The sequence below is a fragment of the Ruegeria sp. AF8 genome, from assembly GCF_056541825.1.
Genome location: NZ_JBQFYW010000003.1, coordinates 124,240 through 142,336 on the forward strand (window position 1 = coordinate 124,240; position 18,097 = coordinate 142,336).

The 18,097-nt window shown below is 59.4% G+C and carries 16 protein-coding genes; 9 read left to right on the plus strand and 7 right to left on the minus strand.

Annotation, left to right across the window (positions count from 1 at the left end; all coding sequences use genetic code 11):
* Positions 1-14 precede the first annotated feature (14 nt).
* Complete coding sequence (locus tag ACR0AO_RS07875) at positions 15-1,574, plus strand: phosphate ABC transporter substrate-binding/OmpA family protein (RefSeq protein ID WP_480602117.1); 1,560 nt, start codon at positions 15-17, stop codon at positions 1,572-1,574.
* Positions 1,575-1,582: 8 nt separating this feature from the next.
* Here the strand turns inward: ACR0AO_RS07875 and radC are convergent, their stop codons facing one another.
* The 3 genes from radC to dnaK all read right to left on the minus strand — a co-directional run bounded on the left by radC (position 1,583) and on the right by dnaK (position 5,684).
* Positions 1,583-2,338, minus strand: a complete 756-nt coding sequence (gene radC / locus ACR0AO_RS07880) for a RadC family protein (protein WP_480602120.1) — start codon at positions 2,336-2,338, stop codon at positions 1,583-1,585.
* A 216-nt stretch (positions 2,339-2,554) separates the two neighbouring features.
* Complete coding sequence (dnaJ, locus tag ACR0AO_RS07885; RefSeq protein ID WP_480602123.1) at positions 2,555-3,700, minus strand: molecular chaperone DnaJ; 1,146 nt, start codon at positions 3,698-3,700, stop codon at positions 2,555-2,557.
* Positions 3,701-3,776: 76 nt separating this feature from the next.
* Positions 3,777-5,684, minus strand: coding sequence for a molecular chaperone DnaK (gene dnaK, locus ACR0AO_RS07890; RefSeq protein WP_480602126.1), 1,908 nt, complete (start codon positions 5,682-5,684; stop codon positions 3,777-3,779).
* Positions 5,685-5,898: 214 nt separating this feature from the next.
* On the opposite strand from dnaK, the gene ACR0AO_RS07895 reads away from it, so the two are divergent.
* On the plus strand, positions 5,899-6,504 hold the full coding sequence (locus tag ACR0AO_RS07895) for an alpha-ketoglutarate-dependent dioxygenase AlkB family protein (RefSeq protein ID WP_480602129.1): 606 nt from the start codon (positions 5,899-5,901) through the stop codon (positions 6,502-6,504).
* Here the strand turns inward: ACR0AO_RS07895 and ACR0AO_RS07900 are convergent, their stop codons facing one another.
* Positions 6,505-7,326, minus strand: a complete 822-nt coding sequence (locus tag ACR0AO_RS07900; protein WP_480602133.1) for an ABC transporter permease — start codon at positions 7,324-7,326, stop codon at positions 6,505-6,507.
* 121 nt (positions 7,327-7,447) lie between these two features.
* On the opposite strand from ACR0AO_RS07900, the gene cysQ reads away from it, so the two are divergent.
* The 7 genes from cysQ (at position 7,448) to ACR0AO_RS07935 (ending at position 15,445) form a co-directional block, all read left to right on the plus strand.
* Positions 7,448-8,245, plus strand: coding sequence for a 3'(2'),5'-bisphosphate nucleotidase CysQ (gene cysQ, locus ACR0AO_RS07905; protein ID WP_480602135.1), 798 nt, complete (start codon positions 7,448-7,450; stop codon positions 8,243-8,245).
* Entirely contained in the window at positions 8,245-9,045 is an 801-nt protein-coding gene (locus ACR0AO_RS07910) for a 3-deoxy-manno-octulosonate cytidylyltransferase (protein WP_480602140.1), read from the plus strand. Before cysQ ends, ACR0AO_RS07910 begins: the two co-directional genes overlap by 1 nt.
* A 43-nt stretch (positions 9,046-9,088) precedes the next feature.
* Complete coding sequence (gene galE, locus ACR0AO_RS07915; protein ID WP_480602144.1) at positions 9,089-10,072, plus strand: UDP-glucose 4-epimerase GalE; 984 nt, start codon at positions 9,089-9,091, stop codon at positions 10,070-10,072.
* Positions 10,073-10,079: 7 nt separating this feature from the next.
* The gene (locus ACR0AO_RS07920) at positions 10,080-11,114 is read left to right on the plus strand and encodes a glycosyltransferase family 2 protein (RefSeq protein WP_480602147.1); all 1,035 of its coding nucleotides are present in this window, start codon (positions 10,080-10,082) and stop codon (positions 11,112-11,114) included.
* 207 nt (positions 11,115-11,321) lie between these two features.
* Complete coding sequence (locus ACR0AO_RS07925) at positions 11,322-12,308, plus strand: glycosyltransferase family 2 protein (RefSeq protein ID WP_480602621.1); 987 nt, start codon at positions 11,322-11,324, stop codon at positions 12,306-12,308.
* The gene (locus tag ACR0AO_RS07930; RefSeq protein WP_480602150.1) at positions 12,305-14,005 is read left to right on the plus strand and encodes a DUF5927 domain-containing protein; all 1,701 of its coding nucleotides are present in this window, start codon (positions 12,305-12,307) and stop codon (positions 14,003-14,005) included. The genes ACR0AO_RS07925 and ACR0AO_RS07930 overlap by 4 nt, the downstream gene beginning before the upstream one ends.
* Before the next feature lie 6 nt (positions 14,006-14,011).
* On the plus strand, positions 14,012-15,445 hold the full coding sequence (locus tag ACR0AO_RS07935) for a nodulation protein NodH (RefSeq protein ID WP_480602153.1): 1,434 nt from the start codon (positions 14,012-14,014) through the stop codon (positions 15,443-15,445).
* An 8-nt stretch (positions 15,446-15,453) separates the two neighbouring features.
* On the opposite strand, the gene ACR0AO_RS07940 is transcribed toward ACR0AO_RS07935, so the two are convergent.
* Genes ACR0AO_RS07940 through ACR0AO_RS07950 form a run of 3 tightly spaced genes read right to left on the minus strand, consistent with a single transcriptional unit; the run spans position 15,454 to position 18,071 of the window.
* Positions 15,454-15,972 (minus strand): L,D-transpeptidase family protein, encoded by a 519-nt coding sequence (locus ACR0AO_RS07940; RefSeq protein ID WP_480602155.1) that lies wholly within the window; start codon positions 15,970-15,972, stop codon positions 15,454-15,456.
* Between the two features lie 60 nt (positions 15,973-16,032).
* On the minus strand, positions 16,033-16,842 hold the full coding sequence (locus ACR0AO_RS07945; protein ID WP_480602157.1) for an ion transporter: 810 nt from the start codon (positions 16,840-16,842) through the stop codon (positions 16,033-16,035).
* Complete coding sequence (locus tag ACR0AO_RS07950; RefSeq protein ID WP_480602159.1) at positions 16,839-18,071, minus strand: class I SAM-dependent RNA methyltransferase; 1,233 nt, start codon at positions 18,069-18,071, stop codon at positions 16,839-16,841. The genes ACR0AO_RS07945 and ACR0AO_RS07950 overlap by 4 nt, the downstream gene beginning before the upstream one ends.
* Positions 18,072-18,097 lie beyond the last annotated feature (26 nt).

Consider the following 18,097-nt stretch of genomic DNA (forward strand, 5'->3'; position numbering starts at 1 on the left):
AGATCAGGTCTCACATGAAATGGCTTCGTGCGGCGGCGTTCGCCGCACTTTCGTATTGCATTCTCACCGACGGCGCCCGGGCGCAGGATATCACACTCACCTCTCATGACGGCAAGGTAGAGGTTTCCGGCACGTTTCTGGGCTTCGACGGAGAGTTCTACCGTATCGATACACAGTTTGGGGAACTGACTGTGGATGGGTCCGGCGTCACTTGCGACGGCCCCGCTTGCCCAAACCTGACCGAATTCGTGGCCGAAGTCGTGTTGTCCGGCTCTTCGACGATGGCCGAGGTTCTGCTGCCTGCGCTGGTCGAAGGCTTCGCCATGCGAAACGGGCTGCAAACAAAACGCGAAACGCGGGATGACGGACATTTCGTCTACACTCTGTCCCAGCAGCGTCGTCCGACCCCGCTGGCGCGTTTCGTTTTTCACGTCAACAACACGGATGAAGGCTTTGCCGACCTGCTCGCCTATGAGGCCGACATTGTAATGGCATTGCGGGAAATCCGGCCCGAGGAGCGCCGGTTGATAATCGACGCCGGGTTCGGTGATCTGACCAAACCCAACCGCAGCCGGGTTCTGGCCCTGGATGCGATGGTTCCGATTGTGTCTCCCGACAATCCGGTTCGGCACATCTCGACACTGGATCTCGCCAGGGTCTTTGGCGGGCAGATCGTCAACTGGGCCGACCTCGGCGGCCCGGACGCGCCGATCTCACTGTATTTGCCCGACGCCGGTTCGGGTCTGGCCCAGGCGGTTGACGACAGGTTGCTGAAACCCGAGGGATTGCACGTCGCTGAAACGATTGAACGCCACCGCCGCGGCAGCCGGCTGGCACATGCGGTGACCGCCGATCCGTTTGGCATCGGCATGGCCAGCTTTGCCGAAACCGGACCGGCCCGTTCCCTGACGCTGACCGGAGCATGCGGATTTTCCCTGTCTGCGTCGCACTGGACCATCAAGACCGAGGATTATCCTCTGACCTCGCCCGTGTTTCTTTATCTGCCCGCGCGTCGGTTGCCAAAGATCGCCCGCGACTTTCTGGCCTATACCCAAAGCCCAGGCGCCCAGGCGGTCGTCAGGCGCGCGGGATTCGTTGATCAATCGCCCGAAAACATCGGCCTTGGCGCACAAGGCGACCGGCTTGCCAACGCCATTGCGGCAGCCGGAAATGAAACCACACTGGAAGAGTTGCAACGGCTGATATCCACCCTGACCCCGATGCGACGACTGACCACGTCTTTCCGGTTCGAGACCGGCTCGGCCCGCCCCGATGCGCAGTCCCGTTCGAACATACTGCAACTGGCAAAGGCGCTGGAAACCGGTGTGTTTGACGCACAAAAGCTGCTCTTCATAGGTTTCAGTGATGGCGAGGGGCCGGCCATCGCAAATGCCCGTATCGCATACAAACGTGCCGAAACGGTGCGCAACGCGGTTCTGGCCGCGATTGAAACGACCGTTCCGGAAAATGTCGAAATCCAGGTCGACGCGTTCGGCGAAACGCTGCCGATGGCCTGCGACGACAGCGACTGGGGACGCAAGGTGAATCGCCGGGTCGAGGTTTGGGTCAAATAGGACCCCGGTTAAAGATATCCTTCGGAACGGAAACTCAACTCGACCGATTTCCCGATGATCAGATGATCGTGCAGGGTCAGCCCCAGCGCCGAACACGCGTTCTGAATCTGCCGCGTCATGTCGATATCCAGCTGTGACGGCGTCGGATCGCCCGAGGGGTGATTGTGCACGAGAATCAGTGCCGAGGCATTCAGTTCCAGTGCACGTTTCGCCACCTCGCGTGGATACACCGGAACATGATCCACCGTTCCACGCGCCTGCTCTTCATCGGCAATCAGAACGTTCTTGCGATCCAGATAGAACACCCGGAACTGCTCGGTCTCGCGATGCGCCATTGTCGTGTGACAATAGTCCAGCAAAGCATCCCAACTGGAAATCACCTGTCTTTGCATTACCCGCGCACGCGCCATGCGGTGGGCGCAGGCCTCAAGTATCTTGAGATCTGTGACAACGCCGTCACCCACGCCCTTGACGTCCTGCAACCGCTCAACCGGGGCGGTCAGCACCCGGTTGAAATCACCAAATGTATCCAGCAACAGCCGCGCCAGAGGTTTCACATCCTGCCGGGGAATAGAACGGAACAGAACCAGTTCCAGCAACTCGTAATCCGGCATGGCAGCCGCACCGCCGGTCATGAATCGCTCGCGCAGCCGCTTGCGATGATCCTTGATATAGGACGGCAGCCGCCCGGTCGGCAGCGGGACCGCTTGCGCTTCGTCGATGTCGAAAAGCATGGGAAATTCAGCGAAGGCATCCTGTGTCATGGTGCCAGCCTGCGACCGAATCGGTTTCCGGATGGTTAACATCTCTTGCCGAGGCCTTGTGGCCAGTGTTTGCTGCCGTGTTTGCCAAGATGGCGGTACCGGCGGAACGTGGCGTGGGATTCGGCGGCCAAACAGGAAAGGCCTGTGACAAATCCGAGCCGGAAAACAAAAGGCCGGCCTCCCATGGCCGGCCTCAGTTAACAAGACTTGGGTTTTCTAACCTTTCATCCCGTCCCAGAAAGACTTCACCGAAGAAAAGAAGCTTTTGGTTTCGGGACTGTTGTTCTCGCCCAGTTCCTCGAACTCACGCAGCAGTTCCTTTTGGCGGCTGGTCAGATTGACCGGAGTTTCCACCGCCAGTTCAATGAACATGTCACCGATGCCGCCGCCGCGCAGGGCAGGCATGCCCTTGCCGCGCAACCGCATCTGACGGCCCGACTGACTGCCCGCCGGAATCTGCACGCGACCACGGCCACCGTCGATGGTGGGAACCTCGATCCCTCCGCCCAGAGCCGCCTTGGACATGCTGACGGGCACCCGGCAATAAAGGTTTACACCATCGCGTTCGAACAGCTTGTGCTGCGTGACCTCGACAAAGATATAGAGATCGCCCGGAGGGCCGCCACGCATTCCGGCCTCACCTTCGCCCGCCAGACGGATGCGCGTGCCGGTTTCGACGCCAGCAGGGATATTGACGCTAAGTGCACGTTCTTTTTCGATGCGGCCCTGGCCGTGACAGGACTGGCAAGGATTCTTGATGATTTGCCCCATTCCCGCACAGGTCGGACAGGCGCGTTCCACGGTAAAGAACCCCTGTTGCGCGCGCACCTTGCCCATGCCCGAGCAGGTCGGGCAGGTGGTGGGCTCGACCCCGCTTTCGGCACCGGTGCCCTCGCAGGAGGAACAGGCCACCGCTGTGGGGACATTGATCGTTTTTTGCAGGCCTGCATATGCCTCTTCCAAAGACACACGCAGGTTATAGCGCAGGTCCGATCCGCGCGCGGCGCGGCGCCCGCCGCCACCCTGGCGACCCCCCATGAAATCGCCGAAGAGATCGTCGAACACATCCGAAAACGCGCTGGAAAAATCGCCCGAGCCAAAGCCGCCGCCGGGACGGCCGCCACCGCCCATGCCGTTTTCGAACGCGGCATGGCCGAACCGGTCATAGGCCGCCTTTTTGTCGGCGTCCTTGAGCACTTCATAGGCCTCGTTGGCCTCTTTGAACTGCGCCTCGGCTTCGGGGTTGTCTTTGTTACGGTCCGGGTGGAGTTCCTTGGCCTTTTTGCGAAAACCTTTCTTGATCTCATCCGCCGAAGCGCCCTTGGGCACGCCGAGCACATCATAGTAGTCGCGTTTTGACATCAGTACTTTCCTTCTGCCTCAACGTAGTCGGGCCGGCCCGGTATCCGGACCGGCCCGACCTGGCCCGGTTTACCCGTTAGTTACGCTTGTCGTCATCCAGATCTTCGAATTCGGCATCGACGATGTCGTCATCGCCAGGCGCCGCATCCGCCGCGGCCGGTTCATCCTCGGCTTCTTCCATCTGCGACTTGTAGATGGCCTCGCCCAGTTTCATGGCCGCTTCGGTCACGTTCTGGATGCCCGACTTGATCTTGTCGGCATTGTCGGTCTCGATCTCGTCCTTGAGCGCCGCGATGGCCAGCTCGATCGCCTCGATCGTGGTCGGGTCGACCTTGTCGCCATGTTCTTCCATCGACTTTTCGGTCGAGTGGATGAGGCTTTCGGCCTGGTTCTTGGCCTCGACCAGCTCTTTGCGCTGCTTGTCGGCCTCGGCGTTTTCCTCGGCCTCCTTGACCATCTTTTCGATATCCTCATCGGACAGACCGCCAGATGCCTGGATGGTGATCTTCTGCTCTTTGCCGGTGCCTTTGTCCTTGGCCGAAACCGAGACGATGCCGTTGGCGTCGATGTCAAAAGTCACCTCGATCTGAGGCATGCCGCGCGGTGCGGGCGGGATGTCTTCGAGGTTGAACTGACCGAGGATCTTGTTGTCAGCGGCCATTTCACGCTCACCCTGGAACACGCGGATGGTCACAGCGTTCTGATTGTCTTCGGCGGTCGAGAAGACCTGAGACTTCTTGGTCGGGATCGTGGTGTTGCGATCGATCAGGCGGGTGAACACGCCACCCAGCGTTTCGATACCCAAGCTCAGCGGGGTCACGTCCAGCAGAACCACGTCCTTGACGTCACCCTGCAGAACACCGGCCTGAATGGCGGCACCCATGGCAACCACTTCGTCCGGGTTCACACCCTTGTGCGGCTCTTTACCGAAGAACTTGGTGACCTCTTCGATCACTTTCGGCATCCGGGTCATACCACCGACCAGAACAACCTCGTCCACGTCGCTGGCCGACAGGCCCGCGTCTTTCAGCGCGGCCTGACAGGGCTTGATCGACTTCTTGATCAGGTCACCCACCAGCGATTCCAGCTTGGCACGGGTCAGTTTCATGACCATGTGCAGCGGTTGGCCGTTCGAACCCATCGAGATGAACGGCTGGTTGATTTCGGTCTGCGAGGTCGAGGACAGCTCGATCTTGGCTTTTTCCGCGGCTTCTTTCAGGCGCTGCAGGGCCATCTTGTCAGCGGACAGATCGACACCGTGTTCCTTTTTGAACTCGTCCGCCAGGTAGTTGACGATGCGCATGTCAAAGTCTTCACCACCCAGGAAGGTGTCACCGTTGGTGGATTTCACCTCGAACAGGCCGTCGTCGATTTCCAGAATGGTCACGTCGAAGGTACCACCACCAAGGTCATAGACCGCGATGGTCTGGGTTTCTTGCTTGTCCAGACCATAGGCCAGAGCGGCAGCGGTCGGTTCGTTGATGATCCGCAGCACTTCCAGACCGGCGATTTTGCCTGCGTCCTTGGTGGCCTGACGCTGCGCGTCGTTGAAATAGGCCGGAACGGTGATGACCGCCTGCGTGACTTCCTCACCCAGATAGCTCTCGGCAGTTTCCTTCATCTTGCCCAGAGTGAAGGCCGAGATTTGGCTTGGGGAGTACTTTTCACCGCGGGCTTCGACCCACGCGTCGCCGTTGCCGCCATTCACGATGGCATAAGGCACCATTTTCTTGTCTTTTTCGACTTCTGCATCATCCACACGACGACCGATCAGGCGCTTGACGCCAAAGATCGTGTTGTCGGGGTTGGTGACCGCCTGACGCTTGGCAGGCTGACCGACCAGGCGCTCATCTTCGGTGAAGGCGACGATCGAGGGCGTGGTCCGCGCCCCTTCGGAGTTTTCAATGACCTTCGGCTGCGAGCCGTCCATGATGGCCACGCACGAATTGGTGGTGCCGAGGTCAATACCAATGACTTTTCCCATGTGTTCGATCCCTTTCTCTTCAAGGCGATGTCCCGAGGCCCGAACCCGTTACGGCATCCCGGCCCCGATCAGTGGTGCGCGACGGCACTACACCATCGCGCGTCCCGGCGTATATAAGGACCGAAATGGTGGCCTGCAAGCTTCGTGAATCGCAGGTTTTCGGGAATCTTCGGCCTTTTTTGGCAACGATTTGGCAAGGAATGGAACTTCGCCCATGACACGGTTGTTGCTGCGCGGTTTCGACATTCGCAAAGGGCACCTCGATTCCCCCGCTCAAAACCGGTTGATCGAAGCGCTGCGCCCGGTTCTCAGGGCTGCGCCGCTGTTTCGCCCGACGACACCTGCGGGCAAAAAGATGTCGGTGCGCATGACATCTGCAGGCACGCTGGGATGGGTGACGGACAGGCAGGGATACCGGTATCAGGACAGCCATCCCAAGGGCATGACCTGGCCCGCGATCCCGGATGAGGTTCTGGATATCTGGCGCGACGTTGCGGATGCGAACCGTCTGCCCGATTGCTGCCTGATCAACTATTATGGCGAAAGCAGCCGCATGGGGCTGCATCAGGACAAGGACGAGGCCGATTTTTCCTGGCCTGTCGTTTCGGTCTCACTTGGCGATGACGCGCTGTTCCGGATCGGCAACACCAGCCGGGGCGGCAAGACCGAGTCGATCTGGCTGGGCTCGGGCGATGTCGTAATCATGGGCGGCCCCGCGCGGCTGACCTATCACGGTATCGACCGGATTCGATTCGGATCATCCAAACTTTTACCCAAGGGCGGAAGGCTGAACCTGACCTTGCGTGTGGCGGGCGAATGATCAGCGGCGCGCGAACCAGCTGGCCGAGACATGACGGCGCGTATAGAATTCGCCCATCAGACCGATCATGATCAGCACGATTCCGACCCAAAGCGCGTATTCCCAACTGCTATTGCGCGGGAAATAGTTCTGAAACACGTAACCTCGGCACTGGTCGATGGCATGAAACAACGGGTTCCAGTCGAACATGGCCAGCATCGTGGGCGGCAGCGAGTTTGCCACGAACATCTTGCCCGACGCGATCATGTTGGCCCGCTGATAAATCGTCGCAAGAATAGAAACCGCCGACGGGGCCCACGGCTTCAGCGCCAGAAAAACCAGCCCGACACCGCAACCTGTGAACCAGGCCAGCAGCAGCATCGCGAAAGCGCCCACCGGATCGGCGATCTCCAGCGGTTTGTAGGCAACCTGATAGACGAACAGGATCAGGAACAGGGTCAGCAACTGCGTATACAGCGCTCCGAACGCTGCCGAGGCGATTGCGATCAGCGTGTTCATTGGCGCGTGTTTCATCATGGGGCTGTTGGCGCCCGCCGCACCCGATACAGCTCCGACCGCCTTGATGTGACACATGAACAGGAAAATCCCGGACATGATGTACAACAGGAAATCGCCACGTACCGACATCCGCCGGATACCCAGCAGCGTGAACATGGCATAGAACACGCCAACGAACACGATCGTCTGCAACATATTGAGGCCCAGCGCCACCAGCGCGTTGTTATGTTTGGACCGGACCTGGCGCACCACCTCGTGAAAGATGATCTCGGCCATCGAGACGGCCCCGCCCAACAGGGTTTTATTCTGTCTGTAGCGAAACACCTGGCCGCCTTTTCTGAATCATTGCCCGAAAACTGACACGGAATTCTTGCCGTTCCGTTTTCATCGCAGCATAAGGTCGGCAATGGTTTAGTTCAACAAATCACAGGATCGGAGCATTTTTGTGACCTATGAAGACCTCATTCCGGTTATCCGGCGGCTGGCCCTGGAAGCAGGTGACAAGATAATGGAGATCTACAATGCCGATGATTTCGGCGTGACGGTCAAATCCGATGCCAGCCCCGTGACCGAGGCGGACGAGGCGGCCGATGCCCTGATTTCCGCCGGCCTGCGCGCCGCGTTTCCCGAAATCCTGCTGGTGACCGAAGAGCAGTCGGCCTCGCATTCGCAATCCGGTGATACGTTCCTGATCGTCGATCCGCTGGACGGGACCAAGGAATTCATTAACCGCCGCGGCGACTTCACCGTCAACATCGCTCTGGTCGAGAACGGCACGCCCACCCGGGGCGTGGTCTATGCCCCGGCCAAGGGCCGCATGTTCTATACACAGGCCGACGGCCGCTCGGTCGAGGAAACCGGCGCATTGGACAAGGCCGCACCGGGCGATCTGAGCGCGATTTCCGTCTCTAATCCTGACAATTCCGCGCTTTTGGTGGTTGCATCCAAATCACACCGCGATCAGGCAACCGACGACTATATCGGCAAATACCGGGTGCAGGACAGCAAAAGTGCCGGATCGTCATTGAAATTCTGCCTTGTCGCAACGGGCGAGGCCGATCTTTATCCCCGCGTTGGCCGCACCATGGAGTGGGACACCGCTGCAGGCCATGCGGTGCTGGCGGGTGCGGGCGGCAATGTTGTGCGGTTTGACGATCACACGCCGCTGACCTATGGCAAGGACGGCTATGCCAACCCGTTCTTTATCGCCTACGCCCCGGGCGTAGAACTCAAGGAGGCCTGATGTCCGTTCTGATCGCCATTCCCGCCCGATACGCCTCAACCCGCTATCCCGGCAAGCCACTGGTGCCGCTGAGCGGGGCAACCGGAAAATCCATGACGCTGATCGAGCGATCCTGGCGTGCGGCAACCGCCGTGTCGGGCGTGGACCGGGTGGTTGTGGCGACCGACGACGATCGCATCCGCGAGGTCGCGGAAGGGTTCGGGGCTGAGGTCGTGATGACCTCGGAAACCTGCGCTAACGGAACCGAACGCTGTGCCGAAACGCTGGAAAAAATCGGCGGCGGGCATGAGATCGTGGTGAACCTGCAGGGCGACGCACCGCTGACGCCGCACTGGTTTGTCGAAGACCTGGTCTCGGGCTTGCGCGCTGCCCCCAATGCCGGTGTGGCCACGCCGGTTCTGCGCTGTGATGCGGACGCCCTGAACAGCCTTCTGAACGACCGCAAGAACGGTCGCGTCGGCGGAACCACCGCTGTGTTCGCCGCAGATCACAGCGCGCTGTATTTCTCGAAAGAGGTGATTCCTTATACTTCGGAGACCTATCACGGGTCCCAGGACACACCGGTCTTTCATCATGTCGGCGTCTACGCCTATCGCCCCGACGCGCTGGCGGCCTATCCCACCTGGCCCACCGGCCCGCTGGAAACGCGCGAGGGGCTGGAACAGCTTCGTTTCATGGAAAACGGTCGTAAGGTTCTGTGCGTCGAGGTCGCGGCCAGGGGTCGCCAGTTCTGGGAGCTCAACAATCCGCAGGACGTGCCCCGGATCGAAGAGATGATGGCGGCGATGGGGCTGGAATGATCACATATCCCGCCCGGAACAAGAGCAGCAAGAGAAGTATTCCATGACCAATATCCTTGTGACCGGCGGCGCTGGCTATATCGGCTCTCACGCGTGCAAGGCGCTTAAACAGGCCGGATATACGCCGGTCACTTTCGACAATCTTGTGACGGGCTGGCAGGATGCGGTCAAGTTCGGACCATTCGAACGGGGCGACCTGTTGGACCGGGCGCGCCTGAACGAGGTCTTTGCCAAATACCAACCTGCGGCCGTGATGCATTTCGCCGCCCTCAGCCAGGTGGGCGAGGCGATGTCGGAACCGGGCAGATACTGGACCAACAACGTCACCGGGTCGCTATCGCTGATCGAAGCGGCGGTGGCAGCAGGGTGCAAGAACTTCGTCTTTTCCTCAACCTGCGCCACCTATGGCGAGCATGACAACGTGGTGCTGGACGAGACCACGCCGCAATTGCCCCTGAACGCCTATGGTGCCTCGAAACGCGCAATCGAGGACATCCTGCACGACTTCGAGGCCGCATTCGGGCTGAACCACGTGATTTTCCGCTATTTCAACGTGGCGGGCGCTGACCCCGAGGGCGAGGTGGGCGAATTCCACCGGCCCGAAACCCATCTTGTGCCCCTGATGCTGGACGCCATAGACGGCAAACGGGACGCGCTGACAGTGTTCGGCACAGATTACGACACACCCGACGGTACCTGTATCCGCGACTATGTGCATGTCTGCGACCTGGTCGATGCCCATGTTTTGGGTCTGAAATGGCTTGAGGATGGCAAGGGCAGTCAGATCTTCAACCTTGGCACCGGATCCGGTTTTTCGGTGATGGAAGTGATCGAGCATTCGAAATCAGTCACCAATCGTGAGGTACCTTTTTCCATTGGGCCGCGTCGCGCAGGTGATTGCACCAAGCTGGTTTCGGGCTCGACCCGGGCCGAGGCCGAGCTGGGCTGGGTACCGAAAAAATCAGTGTTGGAGACAATGATCGCAGATGCCTGGCGCTGGCATCAGACCGGCCACTACGAGCGGTGACAGTGATATGCCCGCCGTCGACATTCCAGCACATCCGGGATGGCTTGCCGCCTATCGGTTGCGCTGGAAGCGCCGGCGACTGTTGTGGCGCTCGTTTCGTAGCCGCCATCAACTGACAACCTTGTCAAACCGCACCGCGCAGATCGGGTCAGGCGACATTCTGGCCGTGACGACCCTTCGCAACGAGGCCACACGCCTGCCCTGGTTCTTTGAGCACTACCGCAGACTGGGCATCGACCATTTCCTGATTGTCGACAATGACAGCGATGACGGTTCGGTCGATTGGCTGCTGGACCAGCCGGATGTATCGCTTTGGCAGACCGCTGCCAGCTACCGTACCGCGCGGTTCGGGTTGGATTGGATGACGTGGTTGCTGATGCGCTTTGGGCATGGGCACTGGGCTCTTATGGCTGATGCGGATGAGCTGTTGATCTATGCCCATCATGACAGCCGGTCGCTGCATGAACTGACCGGCTGGCTGGAGGCAAGAGGTCAAACCGCCTTTGGCGCGCATCTGCTTGACCTCTATCCCAAGGGGCAGCTGAGTGGACAGAGATACACGACCGGATCAGACCCTATGAAGGAACTTTGCTGGTTCGATTCCGGCCCCTATCGCAGTCAGCGTCAGCAGCCCCTGGGCAATCTCTGGGTTCAGGGCGGGATGCGGGAACGGGTCTTTTTTGCGGACAAACCCTGGCGGTCCCCGACCCTGAACAAGATACCGCTGGTGAAGTGGTCGCGGCGCTATGCCTTTGTCAATTCATGCCATTCGGCGCTGCCCCGCCGGTTGAACTTTGACTATGACGGCCCCGGTGGAAAGGCCCCTTCGGGTGTGTTGCTGCATACGAAATTCCTGCCGGAAATCATTGAGAAATCGGCTATCGAAAAACAGCGCGGTCAGCATTTTCACAGCCCCGACCAGTTTGGTCCCTACTATGACGGCATCACTCGGGACCCTGATTTATGGACACGTTCATCGGTCCGGCTGCGCGACTGGCGCCAGCTTGAAAGCCTGGGGCTGATGTATTCGGGTGATTGGTGACGATTTTTGCGCGGCAACCTAGAAACATGGAACGCGTGGCCGAAATGTCAGCCCGGTCACAACCTTTTCTAAATTCATTGATCGCATGAAGGAAAAGATGACATAACACGGCAATGTCCGAACCACTCGAATAACGGACGGCTAAAAGGGCATGCTCGCGTATATGAGAAATTGGATGGGCGCGTGAGTTTATTGGACTCATATCGCATGAGGTTGCGGCGCAAGCGCCGCGTGCTGCGCTGTCTTCGCAAATCCCGCGAACTGGTGTCCATAAAGAACAACGCGTCCAGTATCCGCCCCGACGATGTGCTGTTGATCAGCGTGGTCCGGAACGAAAGAATCCGGCTGCCGTACTTCCTGAAATACTATCGCGGACTTGGCATCAATCACTTTCTTTTCGTCGACAATGGCAGCGACGACGGCAGCGCCGAGTATCTGTCCGATCAGGCGGATGTGTCGCTTTGGCACACGACCTGCAGTTACAAGAGCGCTACATTTGGCGTGGACTGGGTGAACTATCTGCTTCGCAGCTATGCCCGTGAGCATTGGGTTCTGACCGTCGACCCAGACGAGTTCTTTGTCTATCCGTTCTGCGATTCAAGGCCCATTCGCGCATTGACCGACTGGCTGGAGAACAGTGCTATCCGCAGTTTCAGCGCGATGCTGATCGACGTTTATCCCAAGGGGCCGATAAATCAGACGCCTTACTCCGAAGGTCAGAACCCGTTGGAAATCGCTGGCTGGTTCGATCCCGGAAACTACACGATCACCAAAAACCCCCGTTATGGCAATCTGTGGATTCAGGGCGGGCCTCGGGCGAGGGTATTTTTTTCCGACAACCCGAAGAAAGCGCCGGCACTGAACAAGATTCCGCTGGTCAAATGGTCCAGGCGGTACACCTATGTCAGCTCGACCCATGCACTGATGCCGCGCGGCCTGAACCATGTCTATGACGAGTGGGGCGGGGAGAAGCCGAGCGGCGCGCTGCTGCATGCCAAGCTGATCGATACTTTCGGCACCAAGGCGCAGGAAGAATTGCAGCGGGGACAGCACTATGCCCAGTCCGCCGAATACAGGCGTTATGCCGAAGACGCGCAGAACCAGACCGATTTCTGGTGCCAGTGGTCGGAAAAATACATCAACTGGCGCCAACTCGAGATTCTCGGCCTCATGTCCAAGGGAAACTGGGCATGAGTTCGCTGGGCATCATCATGCTGGTCCACACCGACCTGGATCGCGCCAAACAGATTGCGCGGCATTGGACGGCGTCAGGTTGCCCGGTCGTCATCCATGTCGACAAGAAGGTTCCCGCCGAAATTTGCAGCCGGTTCGAGAAATCCTGCGCCAGCGATCCGCTGATCTCTTTTTCTGAACGCCACCGGTGCGAATGGGGCGGATGGGGTATCGTCGCCGCTTCGCAATCCGCCGCCGAACTGATGCTGGCGCGACATCCCGAAGTGACCCACGTTTATCTGGCGTCCGGTGCCTGCCTGCCCCTGCGCCCGGTCAATGATCTGATCGACTATCTGGCGGCCCGCCCCAGAACCGACTTCATCGAAAGCGCGACCACCGCGGATGTCCCCTGGACCGTCGGCGGGCTGGATTCCGAACGCTTTACCCTTCGTTTCCCGTTTTCGTGGAAAAAGCAACGCCGCCTGTTCGACGGGTATGTCAATCTGCAACGGCGCCTGAAGATCAAGCGGCAGATTCCCGATGGCCTGACCCCGCATATGGGCAGCCAATGGTGGTGCCTGACACGGCGAACCCTGTCTGCAATCCTGCAAGACCCCCGCCGCCGCATCCATGACCGGTATTTCCGCATGGTCTGGATTCCGGATGAAAGCTATTTCCAGACTTTGGCCCGGGTGTATTCGTCGAATATCGAAAGCAGGTCGCTGACTTTGTCCAAGTTCGACTTTCAGGGCAAACCGCACGTGTTTTACGATGACCACCTGCAACTTTTGCGCCGGTCGGACTGTTTTGTCGCCCGCAAGATATGGCCGCGCGCGAACCGTTTGTTTCAGGCCTTTTTGACCGATCAGAAAAATGCCATGAAACCGGCCGAGCCCAATCCGGGCAAGATCGACCGGGTGTTCGTCAAGGCGGTCGAGCGCCGGACACGGGGGCGCTGCGGACTGTATATGCAAAGCCGCTTTCCCCGCACCGGCCAAGAAAACGGGGTGACCGCTGGCCCCTATTCGGTATTTCAGGGCTTTGCGGATGTATTCGAAGATTTCGAAACCTGGCTGGCCAAGGTTACCGGCACACGGGTGCATGGGCACCTCTTTGGACCGGAAAGCGCGGAATTCGCCGACCGCCGTTCCATGATCAACGGCGCATTGACGGACGATGCAACGCTGCGCGACTACAACCCCACGGCGTTCTTGTCCAATCTGATCTGGAACACCCGCGGTGAATACCAATGTTTCCAGTTCAGCCCGGCCGACAACCAGAAAATCAACCCTTTCATCGCGCGCGACCAGAACGCTCAGTTCTCGGTCATTTCCGGGGCCTGGGCGGTTTCATTGTTCAAGTCGAACCGGAATTTCGCGGATCTGCGAAAGGAAGCGGCAAGGTTGCAACAGATCGAAAGCAAACAACTGAACCTGCTGCGTGAAAGCACCGTCAAGGCCCGTGTGCGTATCTGGACCATGGCGGAATTCATCGAATCCCCGATGGAGCCGCTTCAGATTCTTGTCGACGAAATCGGTCACGCCAATCCCCGGTATCTGTCCGAAGCCCCGACCATGACCGACCTCACCGGGTTCGGACAATTCCTGCAAAACCTGAAAAACCAGGGGATGCATCCTTATCTGATGGGTGATTTCCCGGTCGAGGATTATCCCACGCCCGCATCCTCACCCACAAAGAAACCTTATCTGGTGCAATAAACCGGCATGACCGCAAAGTTCGATTATTTTGTTATTTTTGCTGAAATGCGAACCGGCTCCAATTTCCTTCAGTCCAATCTGAATGCGGTGGGCGGTCTCGAATGTTACGGCGAATTGTTCAACCCGCATTTTATCGGCGGCCTCGGGAATGACGAATTCCTTGGCGTCTCGCAGAAGATGCGCGACAACAACCCCCTCACACTGCTCGAGGCGGTAAAAACATCGTCCAAAAATCTGAACGGTTTTCGGTTCTTTCACGACCATGATCCGAGGGTGTTGGACCATGTTCTGGCGGATGCGCGCTGCGCCAAGATCATTCTGACCCGTAACCCGCTGGACAGCTATGTTTCATTGAAGATTGCGCGCGAGACGGGCCAGTGGAAACTGACCAACATCAACCGTCGTAAAGGCGCCAAGGTGGAATTTGACGCCCGGGAATTCACGCAGCACGTTCAGAAACTTCAGGCGTTCCAGGTCCTTCTTCTGAACAAGATGCAGCGCAGCGGCCAGACCGCGTTTTACGTGGCCTATGAAGACTTGCAGGATGTCGATGTCATCAACGGTCTGATCCGGTGGCTTGGCGTCGAGGCGCGGCTGAACGGTCTGGATGACGCTCTGAAACGGCAAAATCCCGGCCAGACCCTGACAAAGGTCACCAACGCCGAGACCATGACCAAAGCGGTGGCCGATCTTGACCTGTTCAACCTCACCCGAACCCCGAATTTCGAACCGCGCCGGGGACCGGCGGTGCCGAGCTATGTCGCAGGGATGGAACACCCGTTGATGTTTCTGCCCATCCGAGGCGGACTGGAAGAAGAGGTCGCACAATGGCTGGCGGATCTGGACGGAATCGCGACCGATGACCTGCTCACCGGCATGAACCAGAGGCGGGCACGGCAATGGATGCGAGAGCGCCCAGGCCACAGACGCTTTACTATTCTGCGCCACCCGCTGGTACGCGCGCATACCGTGTTCTGCCGCCATATCCTGCCTGTCGGGCCGGGCAGCTATAAACAAATCCGCAACACATTGCGCCGCCGGTTTCACGTGCCACTCCCGGCGGATGGACCGGGCAAGGGATATACCGCCACCCGTCACCGCGAAGCCTTTGAAGCGTTTTTGCGCTTTCTGCAACTGAATCTGGCTGGGCAAACCCCGATCCGGATCGACGGGAGCTGGAGCCAGCAATCAAATGTGCTGTCGGGATTTGCAACCTTTGCTCCGCCTGATCTGGTGATCCGGGAAACGGATATGTCCAAAGCCCTGCCCGCACTGGCCCGCAGCCTTGGCCACCCGGCCCCGCCACCGGTGCAGGCCATCCCGGCGGACACGCCTTTCGGGCTTTCGGACATCTATGACTCCGAACTTGAGGCGCTGTCGCGGGACCTGTATCAGCGCGATTTCCTGCTGTTCGGGTTCGAGCCGTTCAAACCGATCTGAACGCGGCGTCAGGGCCGCAGAGTGATGACGGTGCCTTCGTTGACCATCGAATAGATCTCTTCGATCTCTTCATCCGTGACGGCGATGCAACCGGCAGTCCAGTCATCCGTCTTGCGGGCGCGCTTGCGGTCGCTTTTCGTCCTTGGCTCGCCATGAATGAAAATGTCGCCCCCCGGATCGACACCTGCAGCCTTGGCTTGCTCCACATCCAGCGTGTTCGGATAGGAAATACCGATGGACAAATGATATCGGCTGCGCGGGTTGCGCCGGTCGATCCGATAGGTCCCCTCGGGCGTCTTGCCGTCGCCCTTGATGGTCTTGTGCCCATCCGGGGCGAAACCGAGGCCGACCTTGTATTCCTTCAGAATCTGCTCGTTGTGCAGCAGATACAGTTTCCGTGCACCTTTGTTGACGACCAGAGAGGTCACCTCGGGTCCATGATAGGGGCGGAATTTTGACGGGGATGCGCCGCACGCTGAAACGCTCAGCGTTGCCAATGCTCCCATTCCGAATGCTCGACGGTCCATTATTTCATTGCCTGCTCTTTGTTTTGCCTTTCATTATGCCAGAAAAGCAAAATTCGAAAATCACTTTTTTGTCTGGGTCCGGTCAACAATCAGTTGCTCGATCGCTTCAAGCCGTTCCAGCACTTCGTCGCGATAGGCGTCGGTGCGTTCGCCGTCTTCGGCATGGTGCGCATCCTGCATCGAATTCACGATCAGACCGACCAGCAGGTTCACCACCGCAAATGTCGTCACCATGATGAACGGCACAAAGAACAGCCAGGCATAGGGATAGACCTCCATCACCGGGCGCACGATGCCCATCGACCAGCTTTCCAGTGTCATGATCTGAAACAGCGTATAGGCGGACAGACCCAGATCGCCGAACCAGTCCGGGAAGGACCCTGAAAACAGCTTGGTCGCGATGACCGCCCCGATATAAAAGATGATCGCCATCAACAAAAACACGCTGGCCATGCCCGGCAAAGCCTTGATGAACCCCTCGACCACGCGGCGCAGGCTCGGCGCGACGGAAATCACCCGCAACACCCGCAAAATTCGTAACGCCCGCAGCACCGACAGGCCCTGCGCACCCGGTAAAATCGCGATACCGACGATGATGAAATCAAAGATATTCCAGCCGCTCAGAAAAAAGCGTCGGCGGCGGGCGACAAGTTTCATGGCGATTTCGATGATGAAAATCGTCAGGCACAGCGCATCCAGCAATTCGATGGCCGGGCCGAACCGCCCCATCAGACTGGGCGCGGTCTCCATCCCCAGAAGGATGGCGTTGAATATGATCACCGCAGTGATGAACCTGCCAAAACCGGGGGCCTCGATGACGGCGTTCAGCCGCTCTTGAAAACCGGGGGTGCCACTATCCAGACTGCTCATTTTCCTGCCTTTTTTAGCTTGAAGGACGCCGCAAGCTCCACATGCGCCGACCACCTGAATTGATCTACCACCTGCACCCATTCCAATACATACCCGGCACCTATCAGCATTCTGGCATCGCGCGCGAAACTCACCGGGTTACACGAGACATAGGCCACGACTTGCGGTTTGGCCCGGGCCACTTCCGCCACCTGCGCCTCGGCCCCGGCGCGGGGCGGATCCAGGACCACGGCATCGAATTTCGCCAGTTCATCGGGCATCAGCGGGCGGCGGAACAGATCCCGCGCCTCGGTTGAAACCCTTTTCAGACCCGGCGTCCTGCGCCATCCCTGATCCAGCGCCCGGGTCATCGCGGCATCCCCCTCGACCGCGTGCACCTCGGCCAACTGCGCCAATGGCAGCGAGAACGTGCCGCACCCGGCGAACAGATCGGCCACCTGCGCGGCATCCGCCACCGCTTCCTGTACCGCTTGCAACAGGGCCACTTCGCCATCCCGCGTCGCCTGAAGGAATGCGCCCGGCGGCGGCAGGACCACGGCGGGCCCGAACCGCTGAAGCGGCGGGTCGCGCATTGCGATGACCTCGTCCTCCCAGGTCAGCCGCGCCAGCCCGTGCTGTTCGGTGGCCCGAGCCAGCGCCAGTTCCAGTGGCCCGTCCAGCGGTTTGCCGCCCTGGACGGCCACGTCCAGCCCCGCCTCCGACAGGGTCAGCGTCACCGCAAGCACCCCCTTGCGGCTGCCGCCCAGAACCGCCAGCGCCTCGGCCACCGGGATGGCGGCGATCAGGGCTGGGTCCAGCAGGTGGCAATCGGGGATCTCGGTGATCACATCGGACGCCCTGCCGTGAAACCCGGCCAGAGTTCCCTTTTTGGTGCGCCGCACCGCGATCACCGCGCGCCGACGCGACCGGGGCGGAGAGGTGTGGATGGGCCGCATCGCCGCCTCAAGCCCCTGCGCCGACAGCGCATTGCGGACGACGCCAAGCTTCCATTCGGCCACAAACCCGTCCGAGGCGTGTTGCAACTGGCACCCGCCACAGGACTTATAGTGGCGGCACAGCGGACTGACCCGGTGATCCGAGGGCGTCTCGATCCGCACATCAGTCAGATGTGCCCCATCCGGAACGCCGCTGACCACCTCACCGGGCAGGGTGCGGGCGGCATAGATCGGGCCTTCGGCGATGCCGTCACCCTGATGGCCAAGCCGCTGAATGCTGTATTCCTGTCTCATGGCTGGCCTGATAGCGGGACCGGGGC